This is a genomic window from Paenibacillus sp. FSL R5-0713, from assembly GCF_037973325.1.
Lineage (GTDB): Bacteria > Bacillota > Bacilli > Paenibacillales > Paenibacillaceae > Paenibacillus.
The window spans coordinates 3,503,612-3,521,507 of sequence record NZ_CP150229.1 but is presented as its reverse complement, the minus strand read 5'-3'; the positions used below and the strand labels follow the sequence as shown (position 1 = coordinate 3,521,507).

Here is a 17,896-nt window from a genome sequence, read left to right as displayed (position 1 = left end):
TTCATTGAACCTCCTTAACGTTATTCTTTGACCGATCCGACGACAATACCAGTCACAAAGTATTTTTGCAGTAACGGATAAATCAGCAACAGCGGGATAACAGCAACTACGATTTTGGCTGCGTTCAGGTTTTTGTTCGAAATTTCAGTCAGGTTGCTGAGCTCGCTGGAATTCGTACCGGCTTGAAGCAAATCGGCAATATTCACGTTAAGGGATTGAATATAGGTCATTAGCGGATAATTGCTGACTTTGGTCATATAGATCAGACCGCTGAAGAAGTCATTCCACGTCCCCACAATACTGAACAAGGCAACTGTCGCCAGCGCTGGAATGGACACGGGAACATACACTTTGAACAAGACTTGAAGCGGATTGGCTCCATCAATGAAGGCTGCTTCTTCAAGCGCTTTAGGTACAGCAGAGAAGAAGTTCATCACGAGGATGACACTGAAAATCGGAACAGCGCCTGGCAGAACAAGTGCCCATATCGTATTTAGCATATCCAGGTTTTTGATCAGCAGGTAAGTCGGAATCATACCTCCACTGAACAACATGGCAAAAATCATGATATTCATATAAATGTTTCTGCCTTTGAATTCCCGCTTCGATTTGGATAACGGATAAGCCATCAAAATAATCAGAATCATATTAAGCACAAGGGCAAGTGCGACACGTAGAACAGATATGCCAAAGGAACGCCAAAACTGAGCATCATCGATAATTTTGGTATACGCTGCTGTTGTAAAATTGACCGGAACGAGACCTACTGCATTGGCAGATACCGCCTCGCTGCTGCTGAATGATATGGCAACGATATTCCATAACGGAAGAAGGCAGATCAATGCCAGCATAATCACAATGGCATAGATGACAAACCGGCCAGTTCGTTCTTTGAAGCTTGCTGAATAGGACACAGGTTTGGCCTCCTTAGAATATTTTTCGATCCGTATATTTTTTGGCCAACTGGTTGGCAGACATCAGCAAAACAATACCGATTACGGACTTAAACAAGCCAACAGCCGTACCGAAGCTATACTGTCGCCCAACGAGACCAATTCGATAAACATAGGTGTCCAGAATATCGCCCGACTCATAGACAACCGGATTATACAGATTATAAACTTGATCGAAACCGGCGCTCAAAATGTTGGTCAGGCTCATTACGCCCATGAGCAGAATAATAGGCAGCATGCCTGGTAAGGTGATATGCCATACTTTTCTCCACCAACTGGCTCCATCCATACCTGCCGCTTCATACAGACCGGGATCAATCGACGTGATCGCAGCCAAATACACGATGGAACTGTAACCAAACTCTTTCCATACATCTGTACCGATAATCAGTGGCTGGAACCAGGTGTTGCTGCCAAGAAAATTAATATTTTCCAGGCCAAAGAACGCGAGCATTTGATTCACAATGCCATCCAAACTGAACATGTTGACAACGACCGATGCCAGTACAACCCAGGATAGAAAGTGCGGTAGATAAACGATCGTCTGCACCGATTTTTTAACGTATTTGACACGAATTTCATTTAACAACACGGAAAAAATGATGGCCATCATCGTTCCAAGCAAAATCTTGCCAATCGCTATCACCAACGTATTGCTGACGACTTGCGCGATATCCGGCAGCTTGAACATATAAGTAAAATGTTTCAGCCCTACAAATTCAGAGCCAAACATGCCTTTGGCCGGTATATAGTCCTGAAAAGCCGTAATGATGCCGACCATTGGAACATAGCTGAATACCAGCAAAAACAAAATGCCTGGCAGCATCATCATATGGTACATGGCACCTGGGCCAAGCCGGCCTCTCGCTTTCATATTTCCCTGTTTCATGAATGAACCCCTTTCGTTGAAGAAAGGCTGCGTATCGCAGCCCCGCTACTGTTCATAGATGTTATTGTTTGGATGCGATCTCGTCCTCAATTTCCTGAATGACTTGATCACCGCCTTGTTTTTTCCAGTTATTCACGAATGTATCGAAGTAATCCAAAGGTTCTGAACCCGTTATAATTTTGATAAACGATTCCTGTTCGAGCTTCGTCAGATTGGCCCACGTCTGTTTCATGCTTGCTGTGGTTCCAGAGAAAGCAGGTGTCATCCATTCGAATTTCTTTTCCTGTGTCAGTTTGTCGATTAGTCCAACACCGTTGATCCGTGAATGATATTTGGACCAAGCAGTCACATCATCCGTATCCATGTCGCTCAAATAAGTTTTGATGCTGCCGATATTGTTTTTCGATTCGGTTGTGCGAACCTCATCCAAACCAATCTCACCTTTGATCCCACGAACAACGTCAGAGTAATCATCCAGTAGCGATGTAGCCGAGTTGACTTCGATATTAAAAGGTCTCGTAGATCCGTCTACCCCGGTCTCCTGGTACTTGGCAGCTTCCGGCATGGTTGTAGCGGCATCTTTATCATTGGCCAGTTTATCGTAGAACAGGTTAAGAATCTTAACGGCCAGTTCAGGGTGTTCATATCCCTTTCTCACCACGATAAACTGATTGGATGGATTGGCATGCGCCACGTTAACTTTGCCACTTGTGTCCTCCAACGTATAAGCCGAGAATTTCGCATTTTTATCCATCTGTTTGGCACTGATCAGTCCCCAGTCAGGGATATGCCACGGTCCAAAAGCAATACCGCTTTGGCCATTGGCGTAGAGTGCGGTAATATCGTCAAACGTGCGGGTTCCAAATTGCGGGTCAATGATCCCATTCTTGAACCAATCCGCCATGATACCGAGCATCTTCTTCGTTGCTTCTGTCGTGGAACCATACACGATTTTGCCGTCTTCACCATTCATCCAATATTGCGGGAAGGCTCCTTCGGTTGAGGCCACACCCAGCATCGTATATGCAGAGCCATTGTAATCTGTTGTATTCATCGTGTTCACAAAGGGGATACCTACCGGGTTTCCGGATTGGCCAGGGTCTCTTTCCAGGAATTCCTGTGCCGTTTTCTCTACTTCATCGAGCGAGATGGCACCGTCTCCGTCTGCATCAAGTTGAATCCCGAGCAGATCCAACCAATCCTGACGAACCCAAACCATCGTGGGTGCAGAATCCAGAGAAGTCGCCGGAAGTCCCATCAAACGTCCGTCAATCGTCGCATTTTCTAATGCACGGCCATCATAGGAATCGTATATCTGCTTGATATTATCCGTAGCATATTGATCATATATGGTTGTCAGATCCTCAATCAGATCATTATCCACCAGCTCTTTTAATTCATCTTTGGAATCAACACGCATCATGTCTGGCAATTCCCCAGATGCGATGGCGAGCGAAACCTGACGGCTATAATCTTCGCCATTGGCTTCAAATTGATCTGAAATCTGAGCGTTAAACGTGTCTTTGACCAGCCGAGTATACGCGTTATTCTCATAGGTATCACCACTCGGCAGTTTCGGATTGGCTGTGGTTACTCGTCCCATGGTGACGGTAATTTCGTCTTTATAGGCACTGAACGGATCTCCCGGCGTTACCTCATATTTGCCTGCTTCTTCTGCAGTAGGAGGAGTGGAAGAGTCTCCACATGCCGCCAGGACAGCAACCATTAAGGCAGACATGGACAGCACGGCCAGACGTTTTGTCAACCGATTGCTTTTCATGGACCATTTTGTTCTCATCTAATTCGATTCCCCTTTTTCTGATGTTTAATATTTGTGTTTGCGCTTTCATTATAAAGTGGAGTGAAGCCCCATCGTGATAGGGAATACACGTCCGTTTGGATAGAGATATGATTACAATTTTTCAGTCCGTATGATGAAGTATGGTTAACTTGTGAGCATTTACCCTACTTACGGATCTACATTCGTCTAACCACCCTGACTTTTAATCAAAAACAAAAGCCGGCAGCTCCTAAAACAGGAGGCTGTCGGCTATTTATTTCCTCTACCCAGCTGCCGATATTCGCTTGGCAGCAGACCTGTCAGTTCGCGGAAAATGCGGCTGAAATACTTTTCATCCGTATATCCCACTCGCTCCGCAATCCAGAAAATCGTATTATTTGTATTGAGCAAATACTCTTTGGACTTCTCTATCCGGATATATCGGGAGTACTCATTAAAGGTTCTACCCATCAGATCTTTGAAACATTGACTGAAATAACTTCGGCTGATGTTGAGTTGTTGCGACAGACCTGAAGCTGTATAGGCCTGCTCCATATCATTTTGCACGATCCTCACTGCTTTCTTAACGGCATCGATGATTTCCTGCGAATAGGAAGTCTGGGCATCTGCTTTTTGAATGCTTGCAGCTGTCTGCTTGATCCATGCTTCAACCTCGTACCAGGACTCAAAAGAATGAATCATGGCGATTCTTCCAAGCGTAGTTTGGGCAAAAAGGTGGTTCCATTCCATAACGATCGAGTACAGCAATCCCATCAACTGACCTTTATGTAATCGTAATGATATAAACTGATCAATGAGTTGATTGTAGTAACTGTCGTTGTGGGTCCATGGTGTCTGGAACCAACTTTGCTTAATTCGATCGATATCTTCATCCTGCGGTTCTTTTAAACTTGTGTTGTCCTCATTCATCGAAACGGTAATGACTTGGTTATTGGGGTTGTACGCATAGAAAAATGACGTATCTGTATAATTCATAATCCAGTTTTTGATCTGTGACCATGTGCGCTCTTGTACATCAGACAAAACCAACAATGTACTATGAGCATCTTGATGCAACAATTCTTTCAATTGATGAAAGAGTTGTTCCTCTTCCGATGGATGAACAGCCCACATGCAGCTATTACGCTCAACCTCCCACCTAATCTCATCTTCATGTGCAGTTATCTCCATTGGCCACTTAGGCTCTGATTTGCGATCCTGTGAAACCAGTGCATACACATGTTGATAATGGACGTTGATTTCATTCTGCGAGGGCATCTTTCTGATCGTGGTCGTCAACCCGTTGATTCGGGTATGTATTCGTTGCAAAACATGCTCGAATTGTTCTTTCTCCAGCTGGACTTTGGCTATATAGTCAATGGCTCCGAGTCTAAGTGCTTCCTGGATATAATCGAAATCCTGATGCAGGGTTAACACAACGATATGAAGTTCCGGATAGAGCTGCCTCGCAGCTCGCATCAGTTCAATCCCTGACATAACGGGCATCGCAAGATCCGTCAGCATCAGATCGACCGGTTGGGTTTTCAGGAAATCCAGTGCTTTCGCCCCGTTACTTGCCTCTCCTACAACCTCCATGCTGAACTCGTTCCATGGCATCGCAGAGCTAATGCCTTTGCGTACCAACTTATCATCATCTACAATTAATACCTTAATCATGCCGAGATATCTTCTCCTTTAATAGGCAGTACGAGCAGGATGCTTGTCCCTGTCCCCAATTCACTCTCGATCACCAGTTGTGCTTGGTCCCCGTACTGTGCCTTCAACATGCGGTGAACGTAATTGAGTCCGATGCCCATCCCTACTTTTTGTTGTTCAGCTACACGATTGTTTAGCAGATTATGAATGGTTTCTTCGGTCATGCCTGCACCATTATCTTGTATCATAATGTTCAGCGTTGCAGTGCATGTCACTTCAATCTGAATAAAACCTTCGTCACTCAATCCATGATATAACGAATTTTCAACCAGCGGTTGCAGAATAAAGCGGGGCACAGGAATTTGAAGCACTTGTTCATCTGCAGTAATGCGGACGTCAAATTCAAAGTCATAGCGAATTTGCTGCAAAATCAGATATTGTCTTAACGCATCAATCTCCTCTTCCATCGTGGATACTTGCCCTAATTTGCCCAAATTGTAATAAAGCAGCTTGTTCAATGATTGCACCAGCTTGTCGATCTCCCCTTGACCATTCATGACGGCCAACCAGTGCACTGTATCCAGTGTATTCATCAGAAAGTGCGGGTTAATCTGATAGAGCAGTTTTTCCACTTCCAGGTCTGCACGAATCTTCTCTTTCTGCTGAACTTCCTTGAAGAGGTCACCAATCTGATGCTGCATATTCGAAAATTCACCGAGCAGAAAATCAAATTCGGGAATCTGAGTACGTGCTCGGCTCCCGGTCGTTTGAGGATTCTTGGACATCCCATCGATTTCCGAATGGAACAGCCCGAGTGGTTTGTATACCATCTTCCACAGGAGCCAAGCGAGAAACACGGTAAAGCCGAGGAAAAATAAAGCGACCAGCAAAATTTGAAGCAACCACTGGTTTTTCTCCTGTTGATATTGAGCCTGCGAAATGACCGATACGACACTCCATTTCTGTGAGGAATCCTCCTTGAACCAGTGATACCCTCGGGATATTCCGTCCTTCGCAGGATCGGCTGTTAAGCTGGAGAAATTCTCGCCGACCTTCATGGCCTCCGGTATCTCACTGTACACAATGTTTCCTGTACCATCCAGGATGAGGTGAGATAATGCGCCGTTGTATTGATTGTAACCCAAGATATCCTGTGTAAGCCGAAAGCCGGACTCCACGTAAATGTAAACATCGTCCCTTTTGGAGAGTTGTACTTTTCGCATAGCGGACAGAACGAGTTGGTCATCGAATCGGTTCATACTGATATGAGGGCCATAGTATTTAATGCCATAGGTTTGGAAGAGCACAGGTAAAGAGTCAAAAGATAAACGATCCTTGATTGGGAAGTTGCTAAACTGCGTTGTACCTTCTTTATCAAAGTAATATAGCGTCAGTCCGATGTTGGGATTGGTAAATGTGACCACACTTAACTCGCTCTTTAATTCGTCCCTGGCCTCAATCAATTGAAAGATATCAGAGGACGGATTCAAGAATTCATCCATGCTTTTGCCCAAAGTTCCCCTGTAGGACAATTGCTGGGTAACGTGATTCATATTGGTGATTGAATTGTCCAATGAGGACGTGACCTGCTGTAAATTGCTACGGATGCCATCATCAATTTTATTGGCGAAGATGGAGTCAATAGTATAATAAGAGATTGCAAATATGCTGATAAAAGGGATAAACGCACTGAGAAAGAACAGTAAAAATATTCTTTTTTTAAGAGTCATGGGAACCTATTCTCCTTCTGAAAATGAAACAGCAAGCTTCCTGTGTATGGAAGCTTGCTCCAAGTCCAATTTCCTTTCATCATTATAGATTGATATTCAAATATGTCAAACGCTTTCATAGTGGATGGTAAGATCTAAGAGATTAATAAATGAAGTTCTCTAAAAGGATCAAAATTTGCTCAATAAAGTGCTATCGATTTTGACATAATGAGTTCCATAAACTCATTCAGATGATTAGCCACTTTTTTAATTTCTTCAAATTCTGGTTCTTCTCCATATACGATGGCTCCTATTTCATTGGATAAGTCAATAGCATAGAAGGAATAAACACCGTTAACAGAAATCATGATTGGTAGATAATGATTCCACCATGTCGTTATTTCTGATCTCCATTGATCGTCCTCGTTTGCTGCTTCCAAGCTGAGCAGTTCAAATTCATTCCATTGAAAATCAGCATCTGAGCTATTTTTGTATTCACTCTCACAAAGGAACCATGTCTTTTCATCAGGAGTAATGCATCGTTCCATAACACGTAAAAAATCTAAATATTCTTCAGGAATAACTTTGTATCTAGTTATGAAACTAACATCTAAATCTAAATGACAATTCGATTTCTGAGTTATGATCCAATCGTTTGACTCAGCCCAACTCATAAATTCATGGATTTTGCTGCTCAAAGTGCACCTTCTTCCCTCAAAATGGACTCTCTTTACAATTTTATCGCAAAATAAGTAGAAAGTGCTACTCCTCGAATGGATGAGGAATAGCACTTTTTTATAAACCTAACCTACTTTATTTCATTGTGGATAATGGAATGCCTCAAACCTCTCAGCTACTCGCGCACCGTCACATTTAATTTGGTTGATCTGGTTTCCCCTGAAGGATTACGAAGCACAGCTTCATACTCATAGATTCCAGGTGCCCTTTCAGAGATTGCGGTAACCGCAGACTGTGCGCCAGGTGAGTGAGATTGCAGCGATTGTGTGTCAATCTTTACACCATTTTCGTAAAGTTCGTATTCGGTTGCGTTTGTTCCCCACCATAGATTCATGGTGACATTAAAGTTGCCGTCACCGTCCCAGTTGTCATGCGACAGAACGGCTTGCCCCGGGGAAGCATCCGTGACAACAACTGTCAACGGCGTACTCATGGTTGTACCCAGTGCATTGATTAGTTCCCCGGTATAGATGTAGGTGCCATTTTTCTTACCAGTAATATCAACTTGAACAGATTGGGCAGATGGGGATTGATCCACCAGGGAAATTTCCTTAATCAATTCACCATTCTCATACAGCTTGAACTGATTGCCGTTATTTCCCCACCACAGATTCATTGTGACGGTATAGTCCCCGTCTTTGAGACCCGTGTCATAACCATTATTGTCAGACAAGACCGGAGTGCCAGGGGCCCCGTTTGCGAGTGGCGTTGCCTGATGGAGCCATTCCTCCCACTTGATTAGCACACTTGCCTGCTCATCTGTAAATACGGTTCCTCTAGCTGCTTGAACGTCATTACCGTAGGATGCAAGCAATTGACGCGCTTTTGCTCCTTCACGATCGCTTGCTGCCTGTTTGGCCTGCTGTAACGTGTTTGTGAGCTGATCAGCAAGAACACCGGCATTCGGATCGATCGAATCAACTGCAAAGGCGCTGGTCAGATTGATCAGGCTGTCGAATGTAGCAATAACCGCAAAACGATATTCTACCGTCTGTTCCCACCCAGCCACATCGGAGATGGTTGCCGTAACCTGATTTAGGCCGGGTTCCAGTGTATACGCCGGAGTGTCCAGAAGCACACCCTCCGGTTCAGCCACACCGGATGCCGTATCGGAAGCGGTATAGCCAATTTCCACGTGCTGATCAATGGTGTACTCGGTTTGACCATGAATTTCAATGGTTGGTGGTACGAGATCAATGGATATGGACAACAATTGTTCGCTCTCTTTGTTACCGTCAACATCGATGCTCCAGTAGGTGATCGTATGTGTACCTTCTTCAGTTAGGGTCAACTGCGTGCCACTCACCGTTTCGCCACCATTAATTTGATAATAGGTCCCTTCGATTTCGGAGTCTTCATCGGTTGCTGTAAAGGTCACTTGTACAGGAGAAGTATACCAGTCGTTCTGCGATTCCCCTTCCACAGTTGCCTTAGTATGCGGGGCTTCCTGTTCCGGTGATTCCCCTTCCAGTGTGACAAAATCAGATAAAGGGATATTTAAATCTTTGACAAGGCCTGCCACGAGTTCAGACACCTTGATTGCACCGTTCATCTGCAAATGTGTGTTGTCTTCGGTTGTACCTACCCACATGAATATCGATTTGGTTCCTTCAGTGCCAAGTTCCTGAAAATGCTCCCAACTGGCCTGATTGAGATCGATGAGGAGTGTCTCCGTTTCCTGCGCCGTCTCTTTCATCGCCTGTACGTATTCCGGGAAGCTTTTGTTCAGCACTTCTCCGGTAAAATCACGACGATTCACTGGCGTAACCAGCACCGGGATCGCCCCTCTTTGAAGAGCACCGTTAATGTATTCTTTCAGATATACCTTAAACTGCTCTGGCGTAAGATAACGCTCCGGACGTGAAGGTGTGGAATCGTTATGAGACCACTGCATGAACAGATAATCGCCTTCGTGAATGGCGAGCAGAATATCATTGAGATATCCGCCGACCAAGAAGGTCTTGCTGCTCAAACCGCCAACTGCCCGGTTATCAATGCTGACTTCATTTGCATCAAAATATTCACCCAACGTTTCGCCCCAACCTGCTTGTGGACGGTAGCTCTCCGCGTAATTGGCCACCGTGGAATCGCTCGCCAAATATATAACAGGTTTATCGCTTGCGCTGTGATCTGGCAGACGCTCTAGCTTCAGCGCATTGATCTTCGGTGCATTTCCGGTGAAGTTGAAGTTAAATACCCCATCAATCAGAGCAATATCGTACGTAATTTCTTTGAATTCGCCCTTGGCAACGGTTGTGAGCGGCAACTTGGTCATTTGCTCCACAACAACATTTGCGCTAGTTGATTCCTCTGCATCCCCGATTGTCATTGTTACCCGATAATTGGCCGGCTCCAACTCCGCCAGGAAGGAGGTGCCATTTACTCGTGTGAAATCCTCTTTGAGCGCATCCCCGGTCTCCCGGTTCTCATCTTTGGTCAGTGCAGTATCGGCAAAACCGTAACCGTTGCCTTCGATGTACGCTCTCTTGGCATCTACCTTGATGTATCCTTCGGCAGCACCGCCGGAACCAAAGTCAAATCGGTATTCACTTATCTCTTCGCTTGGTTCACTTGTCAATGAATCCTTTGCCACAGTTAACATATTAAACGCATGGTCAACTTGAGCCTGAGTGGCTTCGGTATTAAATATCGCTTCCGCTGCTGTCAAAGCCCGGTTCAACACGGCCTTTGATGCATCTGTATAATCCGACAGATCCAGTGCTTTAATCTCATCGTACAGAGCGATTAATGCCGTCTGATCGCCACCCTCAGAAGGAAGCTGCGTGCCTTCAATCCGCACGTTGTCGATCTGGGTAGTCCAGTTCAACGTGCCTCCACCACCTTTTCTTGTTCCGAGGAATCGAATCGCTCTGACATTGTCGGCATATGCGATGGAACTCATAGGGATATCTTTAATCGTTTGTGTAACGGTCGGATTCGCCACATCTGTTAATGTGAGATCCAACGTTTTCTTCGCAAAATTAATGGTCGCATCCACAGTGACCCACTGGTTCTTGGAAATCTCAGTAGCCGTTCCCCCTTCGGGTATAGCTGTATCTCCTGTGCCGTAGTCCGGATTATATGCACCGATATAATAATGAATTTTGGTACTTCCGGTTTTGGTATACAACGTGAACAGGGCATTTTCGTTGGAATCCTGGACCGTGAGATGACCTTCTGACGGATAGGCACTCACATTACCGGATTGCCAGTCAAAGTTTACCTTTACCTGATCGCCGTTTACGGCATCAAACAGACGGAACACCTTAGCTCGATTGCCTGATCCAGACCCTGTGACAGACAGTACCTTATTCCCGGACTGTTCAACCACCGTTCCCGCCATGGTTCCTGCAATACCCGTGGCATTGACCATCGCATACTGGTAGCCCGCAGCGTCGCCTTCAAAATCCTCCTCATAGAGCTGGGTTTCCGGCTCTGGTTCTGGTTCGGAAATATCAGGGTCAATGACCAGCGATGAGATACTCAGCCCCATGTCTTTGACCGCACCAGCAACGAGACCGGCAATTTTCTGTGCACCATAACTGCTAAAATGAGTATTATCGTTGATTCCATTCGGGTATTTTGGATATTCACCCGGATTAGCATATAGGAATACTTTTTCTGTAGCTGTATTACCAATTTTGTCGTAGTACGCAATACTTAACTTGCTAAGATCAATCAGCGGCACGTCAAGTTCCTCCGCCACTTCTTTCGCTGCCTGCACATATGCCGGGAAGCTGACATTGAACTCCTGAGTCACTGTATTGAAATCCCGGCGTCCCACTGGAGTGAGTAATACCGGGGTAGCGCCGCGCTGTTTGGCACCGTTTACATAACGAGCCAAGTAGATCTTATAGTCCTCCGGTGATGCGTACCGGTCCGGTATCCCTGCACTGGCGTCGTTATGACCAAAGGAAATGAAGAAGAAGTCCCCCGGCTTGATTCGCTGCAGGATCGTATCGAGACGACCGTCTACCATGAAGGATTTGCTGCTTCGACCACCGATCGCATCGTTCACGACGACTGCCCCATTGGAGAAATAACGTCCGAACTGCTGGCCCCATCCTTCTTGAGGAGCCTGCGCTTCACTGTAAGATTGCATGGTTGAATCACCAGCCATATAGATCGTTGTTGCCGCACCAGCCGCTTTCTCTGGATACTTTTCGATGATGACATCCTGGATGTCTATGGCTGTACCGGTGAAGAGCAGATCAAGCTGTCCATCCACCAATGCAACATCATAGGAATACTCGAGCGGTGCTCCCGCTGTCACATTTGTTACGGCGAGCTTCTGAACGAATTCGGATTTGACCCCCACGTTGGAGTTATGCGCATCACTGCCCAATCGCAGCGTCACCTTATAGTTGGCATTTGGCAGGTCAACAGCGAATGTCGTACCTGTTACAACCGAAACCTCGTTTGTGCCTACGGTAACCCCGCTTGCATCCTTGAAGCCGTATCCCTTCTCTTGTGTATATAATGTGTCCTGTATAGCCGTACTTCCTGACGCTGTCTCTGTGCCAAAATCAAAACGGTAAACCTGTTGCGGCATTTCTGCTTCGCGGGTCAGCGCCAGATCGGCTTTCGGGAATGCTGTAGCTTCTGCTCCGAGATAAAAGCCGGTGTGAGGCGGCTGATTGTAAGATACATTTTGCCATGCTACGCCAAGTCGATACACAGGGTCCTGCATCAGCGTAGGGATGCGATAATCCGAAGGAATGGTCGTTGTGTAGAGACGATATTCCGAGCTATCTTCGCTCCGCAGCAGAATTTCTTCACGCCAGTCGCCCAGAATGTCCGCCTGAAGCGCCGGATTACCTTTGGTATGATTGTTCGTTAACGTACCGGTTGCCCGGAAGATTTCATTCAGCTTTTTATTTTCGTAATCCCATTTGTAAATGAGTGGAATTCCTTTGGCGGTACTATTATCCCACTGATGGTCAAACAGCTCCCGCTGAAGATCTCCGTCCCACCAGATGGCGAAGTTGGCAGTTTTGGGCCCTTCGTCCACCGTGTAGATCGCATTTCCTGCAGCAGAATAGGTATTGGTTACAGGTACACTTTGCCCGTTGGTAACGGTCGTGGCCCATGATTCGTAGCCCGGATAGTTCGGATCGATGTCCGCCGACATCCCGCGACCGGTGTCAAAACCTGTTTTCTCACCCCAGAGGATTTCACCTGTGGAGGCATCGCGCATCTCCAGTCCGTACGCCGCATCTGAATGCTCGTGAACACTGACGACCTGATAGCCATCCCGATTCGGGTCGAGCTGACCGGCGTGCATGGCATCACCGTGTCCAAGTCCGGTGCTGTACATCAAGCTGCCGTCATCGTCTATAGCTAGGGCGCCAAACATAATCTCGTCTTTGCCGTCATGGTCGGCATCCAGTACACTCAGATTGTGGTTGCCCTGTGCTTGATATTGTGATCCTGCTTCGTTGGTGTCGAACGTCCAGCGTTTGACGAGTTCTCCACCAACATAATCATAAGCAACAAGCACAGTGCGGGTATAGTAACCCCGACTCATCACGACGCCTGGTTTCGTACCGTCCAGATAAGCAATCGCGCCAAGAAAACGGTCTACACGGTTGCCATAACCATCCCCCCAATCACTTACGTTGCCTCTTGGCGGATCATAATTCACCGTGGATACGGCTGCGCCAGTCTCACCGTCAAACAGCGTGAGATATTCCGGCCCTGACAGTATGTATCCGCCGTCATTGCGATAATCCTTCGTCCCGTCACCAATAACTGTGCCTTGGCCGTCCTTCGTGCCGTCCGCTGTCTTAACAACAACCTCGGCCTTTCCGTTGCCATCCAGGTCATACACCATTAACTGTGTGTAGTGCGCTCCGGCACGGATGTTTACGCCCAGGTCAATCCTCCACAGCTTCGTGCCATCCAGTTTGATGGCATCGATATAGACGTTGCCCGTATAACCGGCCTGCGAATTGTCCTTGGAGTTACTCGGACTCCACAAGAAGACGATTTCATATTCGCCATCCCCGTCCAAGTCAGCTACGGAAGCATCCCCTGCATAATAGGAGTAGGTTCCGCCGTCCTTGGTCCGTCCGTCGGCCGGTTTATCCAGCGGTATAGGCAGATAATCGTTATGCCAGACCGATACAACCTCCGGCTGCATCTGCTCCTTGCCTGAAACAACAGTGGAAATCTGATATTGCGAGCTGTCGAAACCCGTGGTGTCCACATAGTTGGTCACGTCGCTTATGGGCGACGTATTCACTTTGGTTCCGTTTTTATATATATTGAAAGCGATATCATCTGGATCGTTGTTTAAATACCTCCAGCTCAGAAAAACACCGTTGTCTACAAGAACCGCAACCAACCCCCGGTTCAGGTATTCTGCTTGGCGACCCGGCAGGCTGTTTGATGATGACTCTGCACGCATCGGTGCTGGAGGAACAGCCAGAGAAATAACCATAAGGAGTGCTAAAAAAGATACAAACATCGATTTCTGGATGGAAACAGTTCTTCGGATCATTCGATTTACGCCTCCTTATCTAAAAATTCATTTTTAGAATCAACAGTTCGATCCTGCCCTGCTTGTTGTCATAGGAACACAATTTATAGCCACCTCCTCTTTATGTTACCGCTTACATTTATCTTACAGGTCTAAAAAAAGACAGACAATCTAAAAAATGTGACGTATTATATAAAATAATTGACTTTTTCAGGAAGGAGATTCACGTATGGTTCATACGGTATCTTACGCTTTTCGTAATGACGATACATCAATCATGACACTGGACTCTATTGGATGGCAGATCGTTTCGAGCGAGGAATATCGTTGTCCCAGTGATGATAGACCGGACCCGGGACACGTTGTTTTTCAATACACACTTAATGGTCAAGGTTATCTGGATATTGATAATCAAACGATTCCTTTACCCAAGGGACATGCCCTGCTTGTTAAAATCTCCGGAGAACATTGCTATTACTATAAACAGGAGAATAACGAACCATGGGAATTTATATGGATTAACATTCGCGGGGATGAAGCCAACCGAATTTGGGATATGATCCATGATAATGAGGGACATGTCATTCGACGAAACGCAGATTCTCCCTTGATTCAAGAGTTATGGCAAATCATCCATTTGATTCATCAGGATAAAGTCACCGACAAGTATCGTTTGTCTATGCAAATCTACCGCTGGTTGCTAATCTTGGTGCAGACGAGTCGGGATGCGGAGAGGGATATTGGTGCCCTTTCCATAACAACAATCGAGAAATGTAAAAAGTTCATCCGGGAGAATTATGCTTCTCCGTTAACGTTAGATTTGCTGGCCAGTCATTGCGATATCAATAAACACTACTTGTGCAGGTTATTTCAGAGATCGGAGAAAACATCACCGCTCGCCTATCTCAAAGACAGACGCATTGAGGTAGCAGTTAGACTTCTCCGCACAACCGAACTTCCGATTTCCCAAATTGGTCAACAATGCGGCTTTGAGAGCCCAAGCTATTTCGGCAAAGTTTTTCGGCAATATATGTCCATGTCACCCAAAGAATATCGCTTGAATAAGTTGGAGTTTCCTTATGAGGCCATCTATTATGAGTAGCTAAACTGGTTATTTGCTAGTTGTCATTGGCTCGGGAACTGCTCTTATACCAATAAAATAAAAAAAGCCGCTAGATTAGCGACTTTTAATGGAACTATGTTCTTTCTTGTATGCTTTGACAATTGCTACACTTATTGAGCAGTGTATCCTCCGTCTATGATCAGGCTGTTTCCTGTCATATAGGAAGAATCATCGCTAGCGAGGAACAGAACGGCTTTCGCCATCTCTTCTGCTTGACCCAGACGTTTCATTGGGGTTGCCGCAGCAAGTGCTTGTTTGCTCTCTTCCGGGATAATCGGTGTATCGATGAAGCCTGGGCAAAGGGAGTTCACCCGAATATTCTGCTCAGCATACTCCAGCGCGAGGGAACGAGTCAGATTCACAACGCCACCTTTAGCTGCATTGTAAGCTGCTGAACCAGGAGAACCAACCCATCCGTACATGGATGCCGTGTTGACGATTGTGCCGCCGCCAATTTTCAGCATTTCGCGAATTGATTCACGAGCCACCAAGAAAACGCCGTCCAGATCAACATTGACCGTATTACGCCATTCGGCGTAGTCAAGCTCATGCGTTGGATGAACTCGTCCGATTCCCGCATTGTTGAATACGATATCCACTTGACCGAAGGCTTGGACGGTTTGTTTGAACATCTCGGCAACCTCTTCTTCACTCGTGATGTTTGCTTTGATAAAGAGAGCTTCCGCATTAAGCGCTTTCAGTTCCTGTTCGAACGCCTTGCCTTTTTCTTCATTCAGATCGACCAAAACCACTTTGGCTCCCTCGGAAACGAACAGGCGAGCTGTTGCTGCGCCGATTCCGGATGCTCCTCCTGTAATAATTGCTACTTTATCCTGTAGTTTGCCCATGAATAATTCCCCCAGTATAATATTTTGAATAGCGCCTATATAAATAGTGCTATATGATGTTTACAAAACTAATTCTATGCTTAAAATTGTAACATTCCAATCATTAAGATATGACTAAGTGTCTACCTCGTAGACACTTCATAAAAATATGTCTATATTTATAGGAGTTTTTTTGAATGAATAATGAACTTATTGTGACTGCTCAACATCGTAATCGAACCAAGGAGCACCTAAAAACCGCTCTGATTCAGCTCATTAAGAAAAAAGGATTCCATGGTGTGTCTGTCAAGGACATCGTTGATCAGGCGGGTTACAATCGCAGCACGTTTTATTTACACTACCAGGACAAATATCTTCTCGCTGAAGAATTGCTGAGTACAACACTTCAAGGATTAAGGGGGGCAGTAGGTAGGCCCTATTGGCACGGTCAAAAGGTTTCAACAAACAAGCTGGACGCCGAATCTTTTCAAATCGTGGATTATATCTATGAAAACCGAGACTTCTTCGAACTGATTCAATACGATGACACGTTACCCGGTCTACATACAGGCTTCCCCCAAACTATACTCAAAATCTATCAGGAACAGTTTGTCTTTGAGACGATCAATAACTCCCCGGTGAACATGGACTATTTCAAGTACTATACCGCCTACGGTTTTTTTGGACTATTGAACAATTGGATATTAAGCGGATACCATGAATCACGTGATGTTTTTATCAAGAATGTGATCGAACTGACCAAAACGCATATTCACTCGTTTCATTATGTGGGTGAGACGTTTGATTCATGATCTCGAGTAGGTTGATTTGAAAATCACGATGAACGATATGTCTGCCTTAGATAACAACTGAATTAGTTATCAGCGGCAAAAAGTTGGAGAGGTCGATGTTTTTATCATGAAGCTGGTTCCAAGGATGGTCCAGTTATATTGTTATTACATGGGTTTCCATTCAACTTTACATTTGAGAACCTGTTCCAGGTGATTGAAGGTTTTACTCAAGCCCTATCTCTCAATAAGTATGTACTATATGTATTTGATTACGGTGCACCTGTGGGGAATAGATTGGCCGTTGCTCATCCGGAAAAGGTTTAAGCTATCATTAGTCAGAATGGGAATGCATATATGGAGGGATTTAGTGACGCATGGGGAGCCTGGGAGACGTACTGGCACTTACCGACACCGGAGAACCGTGAAGCATGTCGCGATTCCTTAAGCCCTGAAACCATTCGTGATTTTCAGTATCTGCAAGGTGCCGACGCCAGCCTGGTTTTACCTGACGGGTATACACTGGATATCGCGTACATGTCACGACCGGAATTTGTTCAGATGTGCTCATTGATTCTGTTTCAACTTCCTTATTTATTCCGATGGAATCAATACCTTATTTGGTAACCAGCCCTTTTCACCCTCTGCGGTATGAACAAAACTCCATTCATTTAGTTCAAATTCTTTTGTAACGATGATACCGGGTTTTACGGTTAATTCGTGTGCTGAATAATCTGATAATGCAGTCGCGATCTGTTCTTCATTGGGAGTGCTTAATATTTGCTTCGGTACCCAGCCGCTTTTTTTAGAATGTACGGATTCACAGAAAATCCAGTTGGGGAATTCAGTATCTTCTCTCCCATATAGGACCGTATCTCCTTTAGCTAAAACGATGGGATCAGGATAGTTTGAATTATGGGGTTGAACAACTTTATATAATTTCATAATATGC

At 45.5% G+C, this 17,896-nt stretch carries 12 protein-coding genes; 3 read left to right on the top strand and 9 right to left on the bottom strand.

Translation table 11 applies throughout. The features are described 5' to 3' along the window. Positions 1-20: 20 nt before the first annotated feature. From MKZ12_RS15635 to MKZ12_RS15605, 7 genes are all read right to left on the bottom strand, one after another. Complete coding sequence (locus MKZ12_RS15635; RefSeq protein ID WP_339261438.1) at positions 21-851, bottom strand: carbohydrate ABC transporter permease; 831 nt, start codon at positions 849-851, stop codon at positions 21-23. A 76-nt stretch (positions 852-927) separates the two neighbouring features. Continuing rightward, positions 928-1,842, bottom strand: a complete 915-nt coding sequence (locus MKZ12_RS15630) for an ABC transporter permease subunit (protein ID WP_339233618.1) — start codon at positions 1,840-1,842, stop codon at positions 928-930. Between the two features lie 61 nt (positions 1,843-1,903). Beyond that, positions 1,904-3,640 (bottom strand): extracellular solute-binding protein, encoded by a 1,737-nt coding sequence (locus MKZ12_RS15625; RefSeq protein ID WP_339255315.1) that lies wholly within the window; start codon positions 3,638-3,640, stop codon positions 1,904-1,906. A 252-nt stretch (positions 3,641-3,892) separates the two neighbouring features. After that, positions 3,893-5,299, bottom strand: a complete 1,407-nt coding sequence (locus MKZ12_RS15620) for a response regulator (protein ID WP_339255313.1) — start codon at positions 5,297-5,299, stop codon at positions 3,893-3,895. After that, on the bottom strand, positions 5,296-7,008 hold the full coding sequence (locus MKZ12_RS15615; protein WP_339233611.1) for a histidine kinase: 1,713 nt from the start codon (positions 7,006-7,008) through the stop codon (positions 5,296-5,298). The genes MKZ12_RS15620 and MKZ12_RS15615 overlap by 4 nt, the downstream gene beginning before the upstream one ends. Positions 7,009-7,187: 179 nt before the next feature. Next, positions 7,188-7,685: an SMI1/KNR4 family protein gene (locus MKZ12_RS15610; RefSeq protein WP_339255311.1), complete on the bottom strand. Its 498-nt coding sequence runs from the start codon at positions 7,683-7,685 to the stop codon at positions 7,188-7,190. A 155-nt stretch (positions 7,686-7,840) separates the two neighbouring features. Beyond that, positions 7,841-14,227 carry a GDSL-type esterase/lipase family protein gene (locus tag MKZ12_RS15605; protein WP_339255309.1) on the bottom strand — a complete coding sequence of 2,129 codons (6,387 nt, stop codon included), beginning with the start codon at positions 14,225-14,227 and terminating at the stop codon, positions 7,841-7,843. Between the two features lie 208 nt (positions 14,228-14,435). Between MKZ12_RS15605 and MKZ12_RS15600 the strand changes: the two genes are divergently transcribed. Continuing rightward, positions 14,436-15,308, top strand: coding sequence for an AraC family transcriptional regulator (locus tag MKZ12_RS15600; protein ID WP_339255308.1), 873 nt, complete (start codon positions 14,436-14,438; stop codon positions 15,306-15,308). A gap of 131 nt (positions 15,309-15,439) precedes the next feature. Here MKZ12_RS15600 and MKZ12_RS15595 read toward each other — a convergent pair whose 3' ends face one another. Beyond that, complete coding sequence (locus tag MKZ12_RS15595; protein ID WP_339255306.1) at positions 15,440-16,177, bottom strand: SDR family NAD(P)-dependent oxidoreductase; 738 nt, start codon at positions 16,175-16,177, stop codon at positions 15,440-15,442. Positions 16,178-16,353: 176 nt separating this feature from the next. On the opposite strand from MKZ12_RS15595, the gene MKZ12_RS15590 reads away from it, so the two are divergent. Then, entirely contained in the window at positions 16,354-16,968 is a 615-nt protein-coding gene (locus tag MKZ12_RS15590) for a TetR/AcrR family transcriptional regulator (protein WP_339233600.1), read from the top strand. 333 nt (positions 16,969-17,301) lie between these two features. Then, entirely contained in the window at positions 17,302-17,571 is a 270-nt protein-coding gene (locus tag MKZ12_RS15585; RefSeq protein ID WP_339255304.1) for a hypothetical protein, read from the top strand. On the opposite strand, the gene MKZ12_RS15580 is transcribed toward MKZ12_RS15585, so the two are convergent. Further along, on the bottom strand, positions 17,539-17,889 hold the full coding sequence (locus MKZ12_RS15580) for an SH3 domain-containing protein (protein WP_339255301.1): 351 nt from the start codon (positions 17,887-17,889) through the stop codon (positions 17,539-17,541). The two genes, MKZ12_RS15585 and MKZ12_RS15580, sit on opposite strands and share 33 nt — an antisense overlap. Between the last annotated feature and the right edge of the window lie 7 nt (positions 17,890-17,896).

What these genes read in the sequence shown, in the direction of transcription:
- MKZ12_RS15595 (WP_339255306.1), bottom strand. Translation starts at nt 16,177, where the DNA reads ATGGGCAAACTACAGGATAAAGTAGCAATTATTACAGGAGGAGCATCC.
- MKZ12_RS15615 (WP_339233611.1), bottom strand. Translation starts at nt 7,008, where the DNA reads ATGACTCTTAAAAAAAGAATATTTTTACTGTTCTTTCTCAGTGCGTTT.
- MKZ12_RS15600 (WP_339255308.1), top strand. Translation starts at nt 14,436, where the DNA reads ATGGTTCATACGGTATCTTACGCTTTTCGTAATGACGATACATCAATC.
- MKZ12_RS15580 (WP_339255301.1), bottom strand. Translation starts at nt 17,889, where the DNA reads ATGAAATTATATAAAGTTGTTCAACCCCATAATTCAAACTATCCTGAT.
- MKZ12_RS15625 (WP_339255315.1), bottom strand. Translation starts at nt 3,640, where the DNA reads ATGAGAACAAAATGGTCCATGAAAAGCAATCGGTTGACAAAACGTCTG.
- MKZ12_RS15605 (WP_339255309.1), bottom strand. Translation starts at nt 14,227, where the DNA reads ATGATCCGAAGAACTGTTTCCATCCAGAAATCGATGTTTGTATCTTTT.
- MKZ12_RS15635 (WP_339261438.1), bottom strand. Translation starts at nt 851, where the DNA reads ATGCTGGCATTGATCTGCCTTCTTCCGTTATGGAATATCGTTGCCATA.
- MKZ12_RS15630 (WP_339233618.1), bottom strand. Translation starts at nt 1,842, where the DNA reads ATGAAACAGGGAAATATGAAAGCGAGAGGCCGGCTTGGCCCAGGTGCC.
- MKZ12_RS15620 (WP_339255313.1), bottom strand. Translation starts at nt 5,299, where the DNA reads ATGATTAAGGTATTAATTGTAGATGATGATAAGTTGGTACGCAAAGGC.
- MKZ12_RS15590 (WP_339233600.1), top strand. Translation starts at nt 16,354, where the DNA reads ATGAATAATGAACTTATTGTGACTGCTCAACATCGTAATCGAACCAAG.
- MKZ12_RS15585 (WP_339255304.1), top strand. Translation starts at nt 17,302, where the DNA reads ATGGAGGGATTTAGTGACGCATGGGGAGCCTGGGAGACGTACTGGCAC.